Source organism: Arthrobacter glacialis (genome assembly GCF_002909415.1).
Lineage (GTDB): Bacteria > Actinomycetota > Actinomycetes > Actinomycetales > Micrococcaceae > Specibacter > Specibacter glacialis.
This window is the reverse complement of sequence record NZ_PPXB01000016.1, coordinates 45,444-62,603: the sequence shown is the minus strand read 5'-3', so window position 1 is coordinate 62,603 and position 17,160 is coordinate 45,444. Positions and strand designations below refer to the sequence as shown.

General features: G+C 62.1%; 12 protein-coding genes. 1 reads left to right on the top strand and 11 read right to left on the bottom strand.

All coding sequences use genetic code 11. The annotated features are described in order from the left end of the window. Positions 1 to 8 precede the first annotated feature (8 nt). The 11 genes from CVS28_RS16695 to CVS28_RS16645 all read right to left on the bottom strand — a co-directional run bounded on the left by CVS28_RS16695 (position 9) and on the right by CVS28_RS16645 (position 14,557). Positions 9 to 1,004, bottom strand: a complete 996-nt coding sequence (locus tag CVS28_RS16695; RefSeq protein ID WP_103482210.1) for a gluconeogenesis factor YvcK family protein — start codon at positions 1,002 to 1,004, stop codon at positions 9 to 11. Positions 1,005 to 1,006: 2 nt separating this feature from the next. Further along, complete coding sequence (rapZ, locus tag CVS28_RS16690) at positions 1,007 to 1,930, bottom strand: RNase adapter RapZ (RefSeq protein WP_103466835.1); 924 nt, start codon at positions 1,928 to 1,930, stop codon at positions 1,007 to 1,009. Between the two features lie 136 nt (positions 1,931 to 2,066). After that, complete coding sequence (uvrC, locus tag CVS28_RS16685) at positions 2,067 to 4,049, bottom strand: excinuclease ABC subunit UvrC (protein ID WP_103482209.1); 1,983 nt, start codon at positions 4,047 to 4,049, stop codon at positions 2,067 to 2,069. Between the two features lie 79 nt (positions 4,050 to 4,128). Then, positions 4,129 to 4,797 (bottom strand): lysophospholipid acyltransferase family protein, encoded by a 669-nt coding sequence (locus CVS28_RS16680; protein WP_103466833.1) that lies wholly within the window; start codon positions 4,795 to 4,797, stop codon positions 4,129 to 4,131. Next, entirely contained in the window at positions 4,784 to 5,539 is a 756-nt protein-coding gene (locus CVS28_RS16675) for an HAD hydrolase-like protein (RefSeq protein WP_243399941.1), read from the bottom strand. The genes CVS28_RS16680 and CVS28_RS16675 overlap by 14 nt, the downstream gene beginning before the upstream one ends. 189 nt (positions 5,540 to 5,728) lie before the next feature. Beyond that, positions 5,729 to 8,617, bottom strand: a complete 2,889-nt coding sequence (uvrA, locus tag CVS28_RS16670) for an excinuclease ABC subunit UvrA (RefSeq protein WP_103466831.1) — start codon at positions 8,615 to 8,617, stop codon at positions 5,729 to 5,731. 124 nt (positions 8,618 to 8,741) lie between these two features. Then, on the bottom strand, positions 8,742 to 9,134 hold the full coding sequence (locus CVS28_RS16665) for a GntR family transcriptional regulator (RefSeq protein ID WP_243399940.1): 393 nt from the start codon (positions 9,132 to 9,134) through the stop codon (positions 8,742 to 8,744). Then, complete coding sequence (locus CVS28_RS16660) at positions 9,131 to 11,068, bottom strand: ABC transporter ATP-binding protein (RefSeq protein ID WP_103482207.1); 1,938 nt, start codon at positions 11,066 to 11,068, stop codon at positions 9,131 to 9,133. The genes CVS28_RS16665 and CVS28_RS16660 overlap by 4 nt, the downstream gene beginning before the upstream one ends. Continuing rightward, positions 11,065 to 12,837, bottom strand: a complete 1,773-nt coding sequence (locus CVS28_RS16655) for an ABC transporter ATP-binding protein (protein ID WP_103482206.1) — start codon at positions 12,835 to 12,837, stop codon at positions 11,065 to 11,067. Before CVS28_RS16655 ends, CVS28_RS16660 begins: the two co-directional genes overlap by 4 nt. A gap of 194 nt (positions 12,838 to 13,031) precedes the next feature. Next, positions 13,032 to 13,730 carry a PIG-L deacetylase family protein gene (locus tag CVS28_RS16650; protein WP_207797242.1) on the bottom strand — a complete coding sequence of 233 codons (699 nt, stop codon included), beginning with the start codon at positions 13,728 to 13,730 and terminating at the stop codon, positions 13,032 to 13,034. Then, positions 13,727 to 14,557, bottom strand: coding sequence for a trans-aconitate 2-methyltransferase (locus CVS28_RS16645; RefSeq protein WP_103482205.1), 831 nt, complete (start codon positions 14,555 to 14,557; stop codon positions 13,727 to 13,729). The genes CVS28_RS16650 and CVS28_RS16645 overlap by 4 nt, the downstream gene beginning before the upstream one ends. Positions 14,558 to 14,601: 44 nt before the next feature. Between CVS28_RS16645 and CVS28_RS16640 the strand changes: the two genes are divergently transcribed. Continuing rightward, positions 14,602 to 17,148, top strand: a complete 2,547-nt coding sequence (locus CVS28_RS16640) for a DEAD/DEAH box helicase (protein ID WP_103482204.1) — start codon at positions 14,602 to 14,604, stop codon at positions 17,146 to 17,148. Positions 17,149 to 17,160 lie beyond the last annotated feature (12 nt).

The window sequence follows — 17,160 nt, the reverse complement described above, 5'->3', positions numbered from 1 at the left end:
CACGTTCATTAATGACCCCCAAAGATATCGCGGTACGCAGCTGCCAACCGTAGCGGATCGTGGACAGCGTTGCCACCGGAACTCCCCACCTTACCGAACACCACCTCGGCACCGATCATTGCGGCCGCTTGTGTGAATTCGCCAACATCGCCAATGGATGAGGGATCCGCCAGCACCACGTCAACATTGAACTCCGGTGCGTACCGTGAAATGACGTGCAAGTGGTCCGCCGCGTTCATGCCATCGGCCTCTGCATCGTTGACGTCCAGGTTCATGGTGAGCAGGCGCTTGGCCTTGGTGGTGCACAGGGCTTCACGCATCTGTGGCAGCAACAAGTGCGGCAGCACCGAGGTGTACCAGGAGCCGGGCCCCAGAACCACCCAGTCGGCGTCGTGAATGGCCGTCACGGCTTCCGTGCAGGCAGGCGCGTCAACGGGCAGCAGGCGCACCTCCTCCACCTCCCCTGCCTTGGCCAGCAGGGACTGGCCACGGATGAGGCGGCCGGGCAAACCGGGAACCTTCACCAAGCCCTCGATGGTCAGGGGCACGCTGGCCATGGGCAGCACTTCGCCCCGGGCACCCAGCAGGGCCCCGGCCCAGCGCAGGCCGGCCACGGGGTCGCCAAGCAGTTCCCACAGGGTCACAATCAGCAAGTTGCCCAGGGCGTGGTTGTCCAGGGATCCGGTGACACCTTCACGCGAGGTGAATCTGTGCTGCATGACATCGCGCCAGGTCCTGCCCCAGTCAGTGTCGTCACAAAGCGCCGACAGGGCCATGCGCAAGTCTCCCGGCGGGAGGACACCCAACTCTTCGCGTAGGCGGCCGGAGGAGCCGCCGTCGTCAGCTACTGTGACGACGGCCGTAACATTGCCCGTCACCAGGCGCAGCGCGGAGAGTGATGCGGCCAGTCCGTGCCCGCCGCCCAGGGCTGCCACCTTGGCTCCGGTGTTCAGGGTGGGCAGTTTCGCAGCGGACGGCACTATAGGCAGAATTCCTGTGTACACGCTTACTCCCGGCCCAAATCGCGGTGCCGAATACTTGTGGTGACGCGCGGCAATTGGCTCAGGCGCTTGGCAAGTTCAATGGCAACGGCCACAGAACGGTGCTTGCCGCCTGTGCAGCCAACCGCAATGGTTGCGTAGTGCTTGTTCTCGCGGCGGTAGCCCTCAAAGACTGGTTCCAGGGCGTGCACGTACCTGTCCACAAAGTCGGCTGCGCCGTTGTCGTTGAGCACAAAGTTGCTGACGGCCTCGTCCTGGCCGGTCAGCGGGCGCAGCTGCGGGATCCAGTGCGGGTTGGGAATGAAACGGACATCCGCCACGTAGTTGGCGTCCACGGGCAGGCCGTACTTGAACCCGAAGCTCATGACCGTCAGGCTCAAAACCACCGGACCCGACTCGGAAAACAGCTCCGTGACGGCAGAGGCCAGCTCATGCACGTTCATGACGGAGGTGTCCAGGATCATCTCCGCCTGGTTCTTCATTTCCGCGAGCAGCAGGCGCTCGGCGGCGATGCCATCGAGGATCCGGCCGTCCTCCTGCAAGGGGTGGGGGCGCCGGCCCTGCTCGAAGCGCCGCACCAGCGTGTCGTCACTGGCGTCCAGGAACAGCACCCGGTAGCTCACGCCGGCGGATGAGAGTGCGTTGAGTGATTCGCGAATGTCTGCAAAGAGAGCCTTGCCGCGGACATCGACGACGACGGCCAGCTTGGGCAGCGCTGCCGGCATGCGTGAGACCAGCTCCGCCAGCGTGCCCAGCATCTGCGGTGGCAAGTTCTCGATGACGTACCAGCCATGGTCTTCCAGGGCGTTGGCAGCGGTGCTGCGGCCGGCGCCGGACATGCCCGTTACCACCAACAGTTCGGCTTCAACCGGTTTAACCGCCGTCAAGGATTCCTCGCCGCTGCCGGTCGTGTCTTGCTCTTGGTTCATTACGTTTCCCTGTCAATTATTTGTGTGAAACCCAAGGGTTCCGCCGCCCAGCCACGGCTACAGACTAAGCCTATCCTCCGAGGGACCCGGAAAGGCGCGAAGCGGCTTACCGGGAGGAGGCCGCCAGGCGCGTTCGCTAGTCGAGTATTTCGCCGGTGGTCATGTTGATTGCCGGTGCGGGCGTCAGGTTCTGGTCGCTGGCGTTCACGGTGTCATGGATGGCTTGCGCCAGCACGGGCCCCACACCCTTGGCCTGCGCCAATTCCTCCACCGTGGCGGCACGGACCTTCTTGAGTGAACCAAAGTGGGCCAGCAGCGTTTTCTGTTTGGCGGCACCAAGCCCCGGCACGGTATCCAAGACTGAGGCCACCATGGCCTTCCCGCGTTTTGCCCGGTGGAAAGTGATGGCAAATCTATGGGCCTCATCACGGATCCGCTGCAGCAGATACAAGCCCTCCGAGGAACGCGGCAAGATGACCGGGAAGTCACTTTCGGGCACCCATACCTCCTCGAGGCGTTTGGCCAGGCCAATTACGGCAACGTCGGTGATGCCCAGGTCGGCCAATGCCCGCGCCGCAGCGTTAACTTGGGGTATGCCGCCGTCGACCACCACCAGGTTGGGCGGGTAGGCGAACTTGGACTTGGGCGCCTCAACGGTGTCCTCATCGTCTCCGGCCATAAGTTCACCGCTGGCGAGGGTGCCCTGGGCGCGCGTCTCCTTCTCCGCGAGGTAGTTGCGGAAGCGGCGGGTGATGACGTCATACATCGACGCGGTGTCATCGATGGCGGCTTCACCCGTAATCGCGAACTTGCGGTATTCGCTCTTCTTGGCGATGCCGTCCTCCACCACCACCATGGAGGCCACCACATTGGTGCCTTGGACATGGGAGATGTCGAAGCATTCAATGCGCAGCAGCGGCATGGGCAAATCCAGGGCCTCCTGGAGTTCCTGAAGCGCCAGTGAGCGCGTTGTCAGATCCCCTGCCCGGCGTGACTTGTGCAGGGCCATGGCCTGGCGGGCATTGATCTGGACAGTGTCCATCAACGCAGCCTTCTCGCCCCGCTGGGGCACCTTGATGGAGACCTTGCCTTGGCGCAGCTCACCCAGCCACTGGGCCAGGTATTCATGGTTGGCAGGCAGCTCGGGGACAAGGATCTGGCGCGGGATGGCGTCCTGCTGCTGTTCCTCTCCGCCATAGACCTGCTGCATCAGGTGCTCCCACAGCTCGGCGTTGGAGGCGTCCTCGACCTTCTCCACCACCCAGCCTCGCTGGCCGCGGATGCGCCCGCCGCGGACAAAGAAGACCTGCACTGCAGCTTCAAGGTCATCCTGCTCCACAGCAAAAATGTCCGCGTTGGTGTCTTCGGTCAGGACCACTGCGTTGCGTTCAAAGACTTTGCGCAGCGCAATGATGTCATCGCGCACCCTGGCGGCCTGTTCGTAGTCCAGCTCAGCCACGGCGGCTGACATGCGCTTCTCCAGGGTGCCGATGAAACGTTTGGCTTCCCCGCCCATAAAGTCACAGAAATCCTGGGCCAGGGCCTTGTGGTCTTCGATGCTGATGCGGCCCACGCACGGGGCAGCGCATTTGTCGATGTAGCCCAGCAGGCAGGGGCGGCCGCTGCGTTCGGCGCGGCGCAACACGCCCGTGCTGCAGCTGCGCACGGGAAACACCCGCAGCAGGGTGTCCATGGTTTCGCGGATGGCACCGGCTGTGTACGGGCCAAAGTATTTGGTGCCCTTGCGCCGTTCACCGCGCATCACCTGGACGCGGGGAAACTTCTCACTCATGGAGACGGCGAGATACGGGTACGTTTTGTCGTCCCTGAACGCAAGGTTGTACCGGGGCGCGAATTCCTTGATCCACGTATATTCCAGCTGCAGCGCTTCCAGCTCGCTGCCCACAATGGTCCATTGCACACTTGCCGCATGATGAACCATGGCATGGGTTTTGGGCAGCAAGGTGGCCGGATTGGCGAAGTATGAATTCAGCCGGGATCGGAGGTTCTTGGCCTTGCCCACATAAATAATGCGTCCGTGTTCATCACGGAAACGGTAAACACCTGGGTCCGTGGGAATTTCGCCGGGCTTGGGCCGGTAACTTGCTGGATCTGCCACATCATCATTCTAGGGTGGGCCCGTGCGTCCGGGGCGACGTTCAGCGGGCTTGCACGCTGTGGGCGGACGCGGGTGGGGCCTATTCGATGCTGGGGCTCTGGTTGTATTTGGCGCTGCGCTCCTGGCCAGTGAGTTCGGCAATGGCATCCATGATGGTGTCAGTGACGTGCCGCCTGGCGGGCAGGGAATGGTCCGGGCCCGTTTTTTCAAAGTACAGCGGCTTGCCGAAGCGCAGCGTGAACTTTGCCGGCCGGAAGCCCTTCCCACCGGCTGGCTGCAACTTTTCGGTGCCAATAATGCCTACGGGGACCACTGGGGCGCCCGTTGTCAGGGCCAGCCAGCCTACGCCGGTGCGGCCGCGGTACAGAACTCCATCACGTGAGCGTGTGCCCTCGGGATAAATGCCCACGCCCTCATTGCGGCCCAGAATCTCCAGCAGCGTCTTCAAGGCCTGAACGCTGGCAGCCTGTTCGCCGCGTTCCACCGGGATGGAGTTCACCGACTCGAAGAATGACTTCATCAGTTTTCCCCTGATGCCCTTGCCGTTGAAGTATTCGGCCTTGGCGAAGAAGGAAACCGGCCGGGGCGTCAGCGCCTGCACAATGACCGAGTCAAAGAAGGACAGATGGTTGGGCGCCACGATGAACGGCCCGTCGGTGGGCACATTCTCCAGACCTTCAACGGTAGGCCGGCACAGTGCGCTGATGGTTCCGCGTGTCAGCCCACGGGTCATGTCATAGAGCACCATCGCGAGCCTCCAAGAAAGTCTGAGTCAATTCTTGGGCAAGTTCGTCGGCAGAGTGCACGACGGCGGTCACGCCTGCCGCCGCCAGCTCGCCGTCGGCGGCAAAGCCCCACGAAACGCCAATGCAGTCAAGGCCGTTATCTTGGGCACCGCGCACATCCTGGTGCCTGTCCCCCACCATGACTGCGGCGGACCCGGCGCCATCTGCAAGATCGCCCAGTTCTGAGAGTTCAGTCAATGCGGCAGCAATGATCTCGCTCTTCCCTGCACGGTAGCCAGGCGCACCGGGCATCAGGGTCTCGTCCGCGTGGGAGCCCTTGATCACGGTAAACAGCTGGTCAATCTCATGCAGTGCCAACAGTTTCTTGGCCAGTGGTTCGGGCTTCTGTGTGGCAACAGCCAGTGGAACCCCTGCCGCTTTCAGCTGAGTCAGCAGATCCTTGATGCCCGGATACAGCACAGACATGGCCATACCCTGACGGCCATACCAAACCCTGTATGCGGCAATGACCGCCGGCACGGTGTCCAGCGGTACACCGGCAAAAGTGACCAGCGCGTCAGCGAGCTTGGGCCCGACCATCGCATTGAGGGCGTCCAGTCCGGGACTGGGCAAGTCCATGGTCCTCAGGGCATATTCAATGCCTTGGGTGATCCCTCCGGCCGGGTCAACAAGGGTCCCATCGAGGTCGAAAAGGACTGCGGTGGCAGTTTTGCCACGATTGACGGGCGTAGCGGCGATATTCACGTCCATAGTTTCTCACGACATGCCCCACTACCAACTCATCCATGCACCGGCAGGCATATCTTGAGCGAAGAATTCAACAGCCACCCAGCCCCCGCCCTCCCATCTGTGACGCAGTTGTTGCGGTGGAAAGCGCTTTCTGAGGCGATTTTGGAGCAACAACTGCGTCACAGTTGGGAAGGGGTGACGGGGCTAGACGTTCAGGGCTTCGCGCAGGAACGTGGCGGTGTAACTTTGTTCACTCTTGGCCACCTTCTCCGGGGTTCCCGTGGCAATCACCTGGCCGCCACCGGTGCCGCCGTCGGGCCCCAAGTCCACAATCCAGTCGGCACTCTTGATCACATCAAGGTTGTGCTCAATGACGATGACGGTGTTGCCCTTGTCCACGAGCCCCTGCAGCACCAACAGCAGCTTGCGAATGTCCTCAAAGTGCAGGCCCGTGGTGGGCTCGTCCAGGACGTAAATGCTGCGCCCGTTGGAGCGCTTCTGCAGTTCGGCGGCGAGCTTGACGCGCTGCGCCTCACCACCGGACAAGGTGGTGGAGGCCTGCCCCAAGCGCACGTAGCCGAGTCCGACGTCGACCAGCGTGCGCAGGTGCCGGGCAATGGGGGTGAAGGCTGCGAAGAAGTCGGCGCCTTCCTCGATGGGCATGTTCAGCACGTCGGCAATGGACTTGCCCTTGTAGTGGACTTCCAGGGTTTCGCGGTTGTAGCGGGCGCCGTGGCAGACCTCGCACGGCACGTAAACATCCGGCAGGAAGTTCATTTCAATCTTCAGCGTGCCGTCACCGGTGCACGCCTCGCAGCGCCCGCCCTTGACGTTGAAGGAGAAACGTCCCGGCTGGTAGCCGCGCATTTTTGATTCGTTGGTCTCGGCAAAAAGTTTCCGAATGTTGTCAAAAACGCCAGTGTAGGTGGCCGGGTTGGAGCGCGGCGTGCGACCAATGGGGCTCTGGTCCACGTGCACCACCTTGTCCAGGTGCTCCAAACCATCCACGCGCAGGTGGCGGCCGGCAACCTGCTTGGCGCCGTTGAGCTTGTTCGCCAGCACCTTGTACAGGATCTCGTTGACCAGGGTGGACTTGCCGGAGCCGCTGACGCCGGTCACGGCCGTCAACACGCCCAGCGGGAACTTCACGTCAACGTTTTGGAGGTTGTTCTCCTTGGCCCCGACCACCGTGAGTTCACGCTTTTTGTCGTACTTGCGCCGGGTGGCCGGCATGGCGATGGACTTGCGCCCGGACAGGTAGTCGCCCGTCAGGGAGCGGGTGTTGGCCAGCAAGTCCTCCAAGGATCCTGAGTGCACCACTTCGCCGCCGTGCTCACCGGCGCCGGGGCCAATGTCCACAATCCAGTCGGCTTCCTTGATGGTGTCTTCATCGTGTTCGACCACAATGAGGGTGTTGCCAAGATCGCGCAGGCGGGTGAGCGTTTCAATCAGGCGGCGGTTGTCCCGCTGGTGCAGACCGATGGACGGCTCATCAAGCACGTACAGCACGCCCACCAGGCCGGAGCCGATCTGCGTGGCCAGGCGAATACGCTGGGCTTCGCCGCCGGAGAGGGTGGCCGAGGCGCGTTCCAGGTTCAGGTACTCAAGTCCGACGTCGAGCAGGAACCGCAGGCGGGCCTGGATCTCCTTCAGGACCTGACTGGCAATCTGGGCTTCGCGCCCCGTCAGCACCAGGTTGGAGAGGAAGTCGAAGCAGTCGCGCATGGACAGGGCGGCAACAGCGGAAATGGACTTGCCGTTGATCAGCACGGACAGTGAGGCCGGGTTAAGCCGGGCTCCCCCACACGCGGGACACGGAATCTGGCGCATGTATTCTTCGTAACGGTCACGGGCGGAGTCCGATTCCGTCTCGATGTGCTTGCGCTGGATGTACTGCACGGCGCCTTCAAAGCCTGTGCTGTACTTGCGTTCGCGGCCAAAACGGTTCTTGTACTGCACCACCACCTTGTGGTCCTTGCCGTACAGGATGGCCGTGCGCACTGGGGTGTCCAGCTTGTTCCACGGGGTGTCAAGGTCGAAGTCGAGTTCGGCCGACAGCCCTTCCAGGAGGCGGTTCCAGTACTCAGTGGTGGCGGTGCCCAGCGACCACGGGGCAATGGCGCCCTCACGCAGCGAGAGGAACGGGTTGGGGATGACGAGCTCTTCATCAACTTCAAGCTTGGTGCCAATACCGCTACAAGCGCTGCAGGCCCCGAAGGGGTTGTTGAAGGAGAAGGAGCGCGGCTCAATCTCGTCAATGGCCAGCGGGTGCTCGTTGGGGCAGGCCAAGTTCTCGGAGAAGGAGCGGATACGTCCGGAATCCTGCTCCGGCAGGTCAACCAGCTCGGCCAGCACGCGGCCGTCAGCCAGCCCCAGGGCTGTTTCGACGGAGTCGGTGAGGCGCTGCTGGATGCCGTCCTTGACCACGAGCCGGTCCACCACTACTTCAATGGTGTGCTTGAACGTCTTCTTCAGCTTGGGTGGATCGCTGAGCTGAATCTGCTCACCGTCCACCTTGGCGCGGGAATAGCCCTTGGCGGTGAGTTCCTTGAACAGTTCAACAAACTCGCCCTTGCGGTCGCGGACCACGGGGGCCAGGATCTGGAAGCGGGTGCCCTCAGGCATCTCCAGCAGCTGGTCCACGATTTGCTGCGGGGTCTGCTTGGCAATGGGCTCGCCGCAGGTGGGGCAATGGGGAGTTCCCACCCTGGCCCACAGCAGGCGCATGTAGTCATAAATCTCGGTGATGGTGCCCACCGTGGAGCGGGGGTTCTTGCTGGTGGACTTCTGGTCAATGGAAACCGCCGGGGACAGGCCCTCAATGAAGTCAACATCAGGCTTGTCCACCTGGCCCAGGAACTGCCGGGCATAGGCGGAGAGGGATTCCACATAGCGGCGCTGGCCTTCGGCGAAGATGGTGTCAAAGGCTAGGGAGGACTTCCCCGAACCAGACAATCCCGTGAACACGATCATGGCGTCACGGGGCAGGTCAAGGTCAACGTTGCGCAGATTGTGCTCGCGGGCGCCCTTGACTATCAAACGCGACAAGTCGGGGCGCTGCGGATCGGTTGACGAGTTGTGCAACTGGGCCATTGTTTCCTTCACATTGCTGTCCACTGTGTGGGCGCGGAACGGCCAGAACTCGGCCGGGCTCGCGCGCATTCACTGCTAAGTATAATCGAAAGTTCGTTCGAACGCGCGCCGTTGTTGCCGCACGTCAGCCGCTGACGGCGCGATCCAGGGCGGCGCCCACAATGCGCAGCGCCTGGCTATGGGGCACACCCAAATCACGCGCGACGGCGGCAAAGGCGTCAGCCGCCGCTGCAACTTGGGCCGAAATGGCGTCGCCGCCGGATGCCACGGCGGTGCCGCTGCGTCCAGCCGTCACCACAATGCCTGCCTGCTCCAGTTCCCTGTACGCCCTGGCCACCGTGTTGGCTGCCACGCTCAAATCCGCCGCGAGTGCACGCACCGACGGAAGTTTGCTGCCCACGGCCAGCTCACCCGAGGCTGCCAGGTCCAGGATCCGCAAGCGGATCTGCTCATAGGGCGGCACTGTGGACTCCGAGTCCAGATGCCAGCGGCGCATTAAAATATCCATGGTGTTCATAACTGACTCACCTCTTCCACCAGCGGATCTCCAAACTGGCTCATGTATAGCTCGAAGTAGAAACCCTTGCGTTCAAGGAGCACGTGATGGTTGCCCTGTTCAATGATCTCACCGTTATTCATCACCAGTATCAAATCTGCGTCACGAATCGTGGAGAGTCTGTGCGCAATGACAAAACTGGTCCTGTTGTGGCGGAGTTTGTTCATGGCCGTGCGAATCATGACTTCGGTGCGGGTGTCCACGGAACTGGTGGCCTCGTCCAGGATCAGAATGCCGGGGTTGGCAACCCACGCGCGGGCAATCGTCATGAGCTGGCGTTGCCCCTGACTCAGCCCGCCGCCGTCGTCGCTGAGGACTGTTTCATAGCCGTCGGGGAGCGACATCACAAAGTGGTCCACATGCGTGGCCACGGCAGCCTCGATGATCTCCTCCTCGGTGGCGTCCAGCTTGCCGTACCTCAAGTTGTCCTTGATGGTCCCACCAAACAGCCAGGCATCCTGGAGCACCATGCCCAATTGGCTGCGCAGGTCATCACGGGTCAGGTGGGCCGTGTTGACGCCGTCAATGGTGATGGTGCCCGAATCGATCTCGTAGAACCGCATGAGCAGATTGACCAGGGTGGTCTTGCCAGCGCCGGTGGGCCCCACAATGGCAACCGTCTGGCCAGGTTCGGCCACCAGGGACAGGTCCTTGATGAGCGGCTCCCCCGGCTTGTAGCCGAAGTTGACGTGGTCAAAGACCACCCGCCCCTTAGGTTCGGCCAACACCGCCGGCGGGGTGTGGTCCGGGGTTTGCTCCTCGGCATCCAGCAGCTCAAAGACACGCTCTGCCGAGGCCACCCCGGATTGCAGCAGGTTGATCATGCTGGCCAGCTGGGCCATGGGCTGGCTGAACTGGCGGGAGTACTGAATAAACGCCTGGACACTGCCGATAGTCAGGGCACCCTGGGCCACCTGAATGCCGCCGAGCACCGCCACCACCACATAGTTCAGGTTGGAGATGAAGTTGGTGCTGGGCATGATGATGCCGGAAATAAACTGGGCCTTGGCGCTGGATTCGTAAAGGCTGTCATTGGAGACCCGGAACTTCTCAATGGCTGCCTGCTGCTGGCCAAAGGCCTTGACAATCTCATGGCCGGTGAACATTTCCTCCACATGGCCGTTCAGCTCGCCCGTGCTCTTCCATTGCGCCGCAAACTGCACTTGGGAGCGTTTGGCAATCATCACGGTGATGACGGCAACGATCGGCACCGTGAGCAGGGAGATACCGGCAAGCATGGGCGAGATGGAGAACATCATGCCCAGCACGCCGCACACTGTGAGGACGGCGATGAGAATTTGGGTCAGTGTCTGGTTCAGCGTCTGGGAGAAATTGTCAATGTCATTGGTGACACGGGAGAGCACGTCCCCGCGGGATTCCTGCTGGAAGTGTGACATGGGCAGCTTGTCCAGCTTGGCTTCAATCTCTGTCCTGAGCCGGTACATGGAACGCTGCACAATGCCCGTGGTGATGTAGCCCTGGGACCAGTTGAAGAAGAACGCCACCACATACAGACCCAAAACAATCACCAAGACGCCGCCCAGAGCCTGCAGATCCAGGCCCTGCCCTGGCACCACGTTCATGGCGTTGAGCATGTCAGCAAGTTGGCCCTGGCCGCTGGCACGCAGCGCCGCCACCGCCTGTTCCTTGGTGGTTCCGGCCGGGAATGTGTCCAGCATCTGGCCTACGACGCCGTCGAAAATAATGTCTGTTGCGTGGCCCAAAACCTTCGGGGCTAGCACCGACAAGCCAACGGAGACGGCAGCCATGGCAACCACCGCTGCTATCCGGATTCTGTCGGCCGCCATCAAGGCGAGGATTCGTTTGAGGCTGGGGCCAAAGGCGATGGCTTTTTGTGGCGGGCCGCCAGCGCGGGCCCCTCGCATCATGGTCATTCCGCACCTCCCTTGTTGTCTGACAGCTCGTTGTCTGAAAGCTGGTCATCGGCGCTCATCTGGGATGTCACGATTTCTTGGTAGGTGGGGCAGCTCTCAAGCAACTGCTCATGGGTTCCCTGGCCCACCAACGCCCCTTCATCAAGCACCAGAATATTGTCGGCGTCCTTGATGGTGCCGACGCGTTGAGCCACCACCAACACTGCCGCGTCGCGGGTGACAGGCCTCAAGGCCGCCCGCAATTTCGCGTCCGTGGCGTAGTCCAGTGCGGAGAAGCTGTCGTCAAAAAGATAGAGCGACGGCTGTGCTGCAATGGCGCGGGCAATGCACAGCCGTTGCCGCTGGCCGCCGGACACATTGGATCCACCTTGCTCAATGGGAGACTCCAGCCCGTGGGGCATGCCCCTGACAAAGTCGGCAGCCTGGGCCGTTTCCAGTGCCTCCCAGACTTGATCGTCCGATGCCTGTGGGTTTCCCATGCGGATGTTGCTGGCCACGGTGCCGGTGAACAGGTAGGCCTTCTGCGGCACCAGGCCGATGGAGCCGCGCAGCGCAGCCAGCGTCACACCCTTGACGTTGTGGCCGCCCAGCTCGATCGAGCCTGCGGTGCTGTCCAGCAGCCGGGGTATGAGGTTCAACAGCGTTGACTTGCCACTGCCCGTGGAGCCGATGATCGCCGTCGTGGTACCCGGAGTGGCCGTAAAACTCACCCCCGACAGGACAGGAGCCTGGGCACCGGGATAACTGAAGGCGGCGTCGGTGACCTGCAGTACGCCGTCGAGCTGCTTGACGGAAACAGCGTCGGGAGCATCCACCACGCTGGCTTCGGTGTCCAGGACCTCCATGATGCGTTCGGCGCTAACAGCTGCGCGCGGAATCATCATGAACATGAACATGGCCATCATGACCGACATCAGGATTTGCATGATGTAGCTCAGGAACGCCGTCAACGCGCCAATCTGCATGTCTCCGGCGTCGATGCGCTGCCCGCCAAACCACAGCACGCCAACACTTGTCACATTCACCACAAAGAAGATGGTGGGGAACATGAGCGAGAGCAGCCGCCCGGCCCGCAGCTGGGAGGAGGTCAGGGCGCCGTTGGCCGTGGCGAACCGGTCAGCCTCATAGTCGCGGCGACCAAAGGCGCGGATCACGCTGATGCCGGTGATTTGTTCGCGCAGCACGCCGTTGATGTCGTCAAGCTGCTTCTGAACCTTGCGGAAGGTGGGGACCAAAACGCGCACAATCAGGCCAATGGCCACGATCAGCACGGGCAGGATCACCAGCAGCAGCCCGGACAGGGGGACGTCCTGGGCCATGGCCAGCACGATCCCGCCAATGCACATGATGGGTGCCATGACCATCATGGTGAACGACATCAGGGTCAGCATCTGCACCTGTTGGACGTCGTTGGTGGTGCGCGTGATCAGCGACGGCGCGCCAATGATGCCCACCTCCTGGGAGGAAAACGTCTCCACCTTATCGAAGAGGTCACGCCGGATTTGCCGCCCCACGCCCATGGCCAGCTTGGCGCTGAGATAGGTGGCCGCGATGGCGCACACCACCTGGCCCGCCGTGATGGCAAGCATCCAGCCGCCCAGGTTCATGATCAGGGCGATGTTGCCCTTGACCACGCCGTCGTCGATGATGTCGGCATTGAGCGTGGGCAGGTACAGCGTGGCCAGCGTGGAGAGGAACTGCAGCACCACAATCATGATCAGCTGCGCCCTGTGCGGTGCCACATTGCGGGCTATCAAGCGAAACAGCACGTCAAACTCCTAGGTGCGCATCAAAATTTGGTTCGAACTGGTAACAACTTACTCCTGGGCAGGCGTCTTGTCAGTGTGAACTTCCTGTGGGTTTCCCGTGGCGTTGCTGTCCGGTGAGTGTGCAGATAATGCCCCCTAAATCGATTTAGGGGGCATTATCTGCACACTCACCGGCGGGTCAGGCCGCGCCTTGCTCAGCTATATAGTTCAAAGGCCACTACTCCGCCGGCGGTCACCATCTCGATCTGCCGCCGGGCCTGCGTCTCAACGGGTTCGGGGCTCAAGGCGCGCAGATACTCCTTGTGTTCCGCCAGCGAGGCAACTGCCTTCTCGATATTCTCCGGGTTGACCTTCACAAAATGTGTTGGCTGAGGTGAGCTGATGCCCACCCAGCGAACCTTGTGGCGGCCCAAACCCTCATCGAGGAGTTCGGGGAAAATCCAGTCATTGTCGGCATCGGAAACCGCGTCCAGTACGCTGCGGCCAACAGCCCTGTGGTCGGCGCTGTTCCACCGGCCCGGACCCCAATGATCACAGTGGTTGAGCGTCAGCACAACATCCGGTTTCACCAGGCGCATGTGCCGGGCAAAGTCACGGCGCAGTGCCACACCTTCCTCGATTCGCCCATCCGGGTGGTCCAGGATAGTCAAATTTTCAACGCCCACCTGCCCGCACGCGTTGAGTTGTTCCACGGCACGCAACGGCCCGCTCAGCTCGGGAGTCATCGTGGCAATGCCAGCCTCCCCGTGAGAAGCCAGTAAATAGTGGACTTCCTTCCCGTCTTCAACCCACTGGGCCACTGCCGCAGCCATGCCATATTCGGGGTCGTCGGGGTGGGCAACTATGACCAGGGCGCGCTGCCAGTCTTGCGGAAATGCCTGCAAATCACTCATTGCTTTTCTCCCACCATAAAGATGCGCCGGAACTCAAAGTTGGTACCAAACTCCGTTGCCGGATACGCCTGCCGCAGCAATGCTGCATATTGCTGCTCGAACTCAACTCTATCCACGGGACCCAGGGCAGCCAGAACGGGGCGCAACCCCGTCCCGCGAACCCACTCCAGCACGGGGTTCTCCCCCTGCAGGAGCTGGCTGTACGTGGTTTCCCACACATCGACCCGGGCTCCACCGCGCAGGAACAGCTCCTGATACTCCGCCGGCTCCCCCACCGCATCCCCATGCCGCAGTACACCGTCCAGCTGGTCCCGCCAACGCGTGCTTGCGGCCAATTCACGCATGATGGTGTGCGACGGCGCCCCAAAGTTCCCCGGCACCTGGACGCCCAGCCACCCGCCCGGGCGAAGGGCCGCCAACCAGCCAGCCATCAGTTCTTGATGCCCGGGCACCCATTGCAGGGCGGCATTGGAAACAATCACGTCGGTCTCGCTGGTGGGTGCCCAGCCGGCAATGTCCCCTACGGCGAAGCTCAGCCGCGCACCCGGGTGAGGCTGGACACCTGGCTGGGTGTCGGCGTCGAACATTTCCACCTGTTTAAGCGCGACGGCGATCATGTCGACTGAACTGTCGATCCCCGCAACGCAAGCGGACGGCCAGCGTTGGGCCAGCGTGGCGGTGAGATTGCCCGGCCCGCACCCCAGATCAACCACCCTGGCAGGCGCCGCGGCGCTTATGCGCGCCGTCAGGTCAAAGAACGGGCGGTCGCGAAAATCGCCAAATTCCACGTACTTGACCGGTTCCCATAAAAACGTTTGATCACCCATGGCGTTATCCTGCCACAGCCTTGAGCGCATAAGCTGGGAACACCATGAATCTTCTTGAACAGCTTGCCACCCTGAACCCGCAAACCTCCTCCGATGACGACGTTCTCGACGCGTTTTTGGAATGGACCATGGACAAGGGCATCGAGCTGTACCCCGCCCAGGAAGAGGCGGCGCTGGAGCTGGTCAGCGGCAACAACGTCATCCTGTCCACACCCACGGGCTCCGGCAAGTCGATGGTGGCCATTGCGGCGCACTTCAACGCCATGGCCAGGGGTGCAGCCAGCTACTACACGGCCCCCATCAAGGCCCTGGTGTCCGAGAAATTCTTCGCCCTGTGCGACATATTTGGGGCCGAGAACGTTGGCATGATCACCGGCGATTCCTCGGTCAATCAGGACGCGCCCATCATTTGCTGCACCGCTGAAATCCTGGCCAACATTGCCCTGCGCGAAGGTGAGAATGCCGACGTCGGCGTGGTCATCATGGACGAGTTCCACTACTACTCCGACCCGCAGCGCGGCTGGGCCTGGCAGCTGCCACTCTTGGAGCTGCCCCAGTCCCAGTTCCTGCTCATGAGCGCCACCCTGGGTGATGTCAGCCGCTTTGAGCGCGAATTGACCGAGCTGACCAACCGCGACACCACCACCGTTTCCTCCACTGAGCGCCCCATCCCGCTGCACTACTACTACGTGCAAACCGGTGTGCACGAAACCCTGGAGGAGTTGCTCGCCACCAAGCAGGTCCCCGTCTACGTGGTGCACTTCAGCCAGGCCGAGGCCATCGACAGGGCCCAAAACCTGATGAGCATCAACGTCTGCACCCGCGAGGAGAAAGACAAAATTAACGACCTCATTGCCGGCTTCCGCTTCTCCGCGGGCTTCGGCAAGACCCTCAACCGCCTGGTCCGTCATGGCATCGGCGTGCACCACGCAGGCATGCTGCCCAAGTACCGTCGCCTGGTGGAGCAGCTGGCCCAGGCCGGCCTGCTCAAGGTCATCTGCGGCACCGACACCCTGGGCGTTGGCATCAACGTGCCCATCCGCACCGTGCTCCTGACAGCCCTGAGCAAGTACGACGGCGTCCGCACTCGCGTTTTGCAGGTGCGTGAGTTCCAACAGATTGCCGGCCGCGCAGGCCGCGCGGGCTACGACACCGCCGGAACCGTCATGGTGCAGGCACCGGACCACGTCATTGAAAACACCAAAGCCATGACCAAGGCCGTGGCAAAGTTTGGCGACGACCAAAAGAAGCTGCGCCAGGTGGTCAAGAAGAAGCCCATGGCGGGCTTTGTCAGCTGGGGCGAGCCCACGTTCACCCGTCTGGTGGAATCCGTTCCGGAACCGCTGACGTCGAGCTTCACCATCACCCACGCCATGTTGCTGAACCTACTGGAACGCCCCGGGGATCCCTTCCTGGCCGCCAAAACCCTGCTCACCGACAATCACGAATCGCCGTCCAAGCAGCGCGCCCTGATCCGCAAGGCCATTGGCATGTACCGCGAACTGCTGGGCGCTGGCGTGGTGGAGCGGATTCCTGAGGATGAGCTGGAGGCCGACGGCCGTACGGTGCGCCTGACGGTTCACCTGCAAATGAACTTTGCGCTGAACCAGCCCCTCTCCCCCTTTGCGCTTGCCGCCCTGGACCTGCTGGACCCCGCATCCCCCAGCTACGCCCTCGATGTTATCTCCGTCATCGAAGCCACCTTGGAGAAGCCGCGCCAAATCCTGGCCGCCCAGCTCAAACGTGAACGCACCGAAAAGGTTGCCGCCATGAAGAGCGAGGGCATCGAGTATGACGAACGCATGGCCATCCTCGATGAAGTCACGTACCCCATGCCGCTCTCGGAGCTGCTGTTCGGCGCCTTTGAGCTGTACCGCAAGGCCTCCCCGTGGGTGGGTGACTTTGAGCTGAGCCCCAAGTCGATCATCCGCGACATGTACGAGCGAGCCATGAACTTTGGCGAATACGTCCAGTACTACTCGCTGGCCCGCTCCGAGGGCATCGTGCTGCGCTACCTCACCGACGCCTACAAGGCGCTGCGCCAAACCGTCCCCCAGGACGCCCTGCGCGAAGACCTTGAAGACATCATCTCCTGGCTGGGCGAGCTGGTCCGCCAGGTTGACTCCAGCCTGCTGGACGAGTGGGAAAAAATGACCTCCGGGGACGGCTCCGACGTCGTGACGTTGGCTGAGGAAACGTCCCTCCCGCCCGTCCCGCCCAAGCTCACGGACAACCAGCGCGCCTTCCGGGTCATGGTCCGCAATGAAATGTTCCGCCGGGTGGAGCTCGCGGCTGACGATGACTTCGAGGCCTTGGGGGCGCTCGACGCCGAGCACGGCTGGGATTCGGATCGCTGGGCCGACGCCTTGGACACGTACTGGGACGAACACGAATACATCGAGTCCGGCCCGGCCGCCCGCGGACCTGCCCTGCTGAGCATCACCACGGGTGACGACAGCTGGACGGTGCGCCAAACCATTGTTGACCCCGAGGCCAACCACGACTGGTCAATGACGGCCACCGTGGACCTTGACGCGTCGAACGAGGCCGGGTCCGCCGTCGTAATCTTCAAGGACTTTAGCCGCATGTAAGGTGCGCGCTAA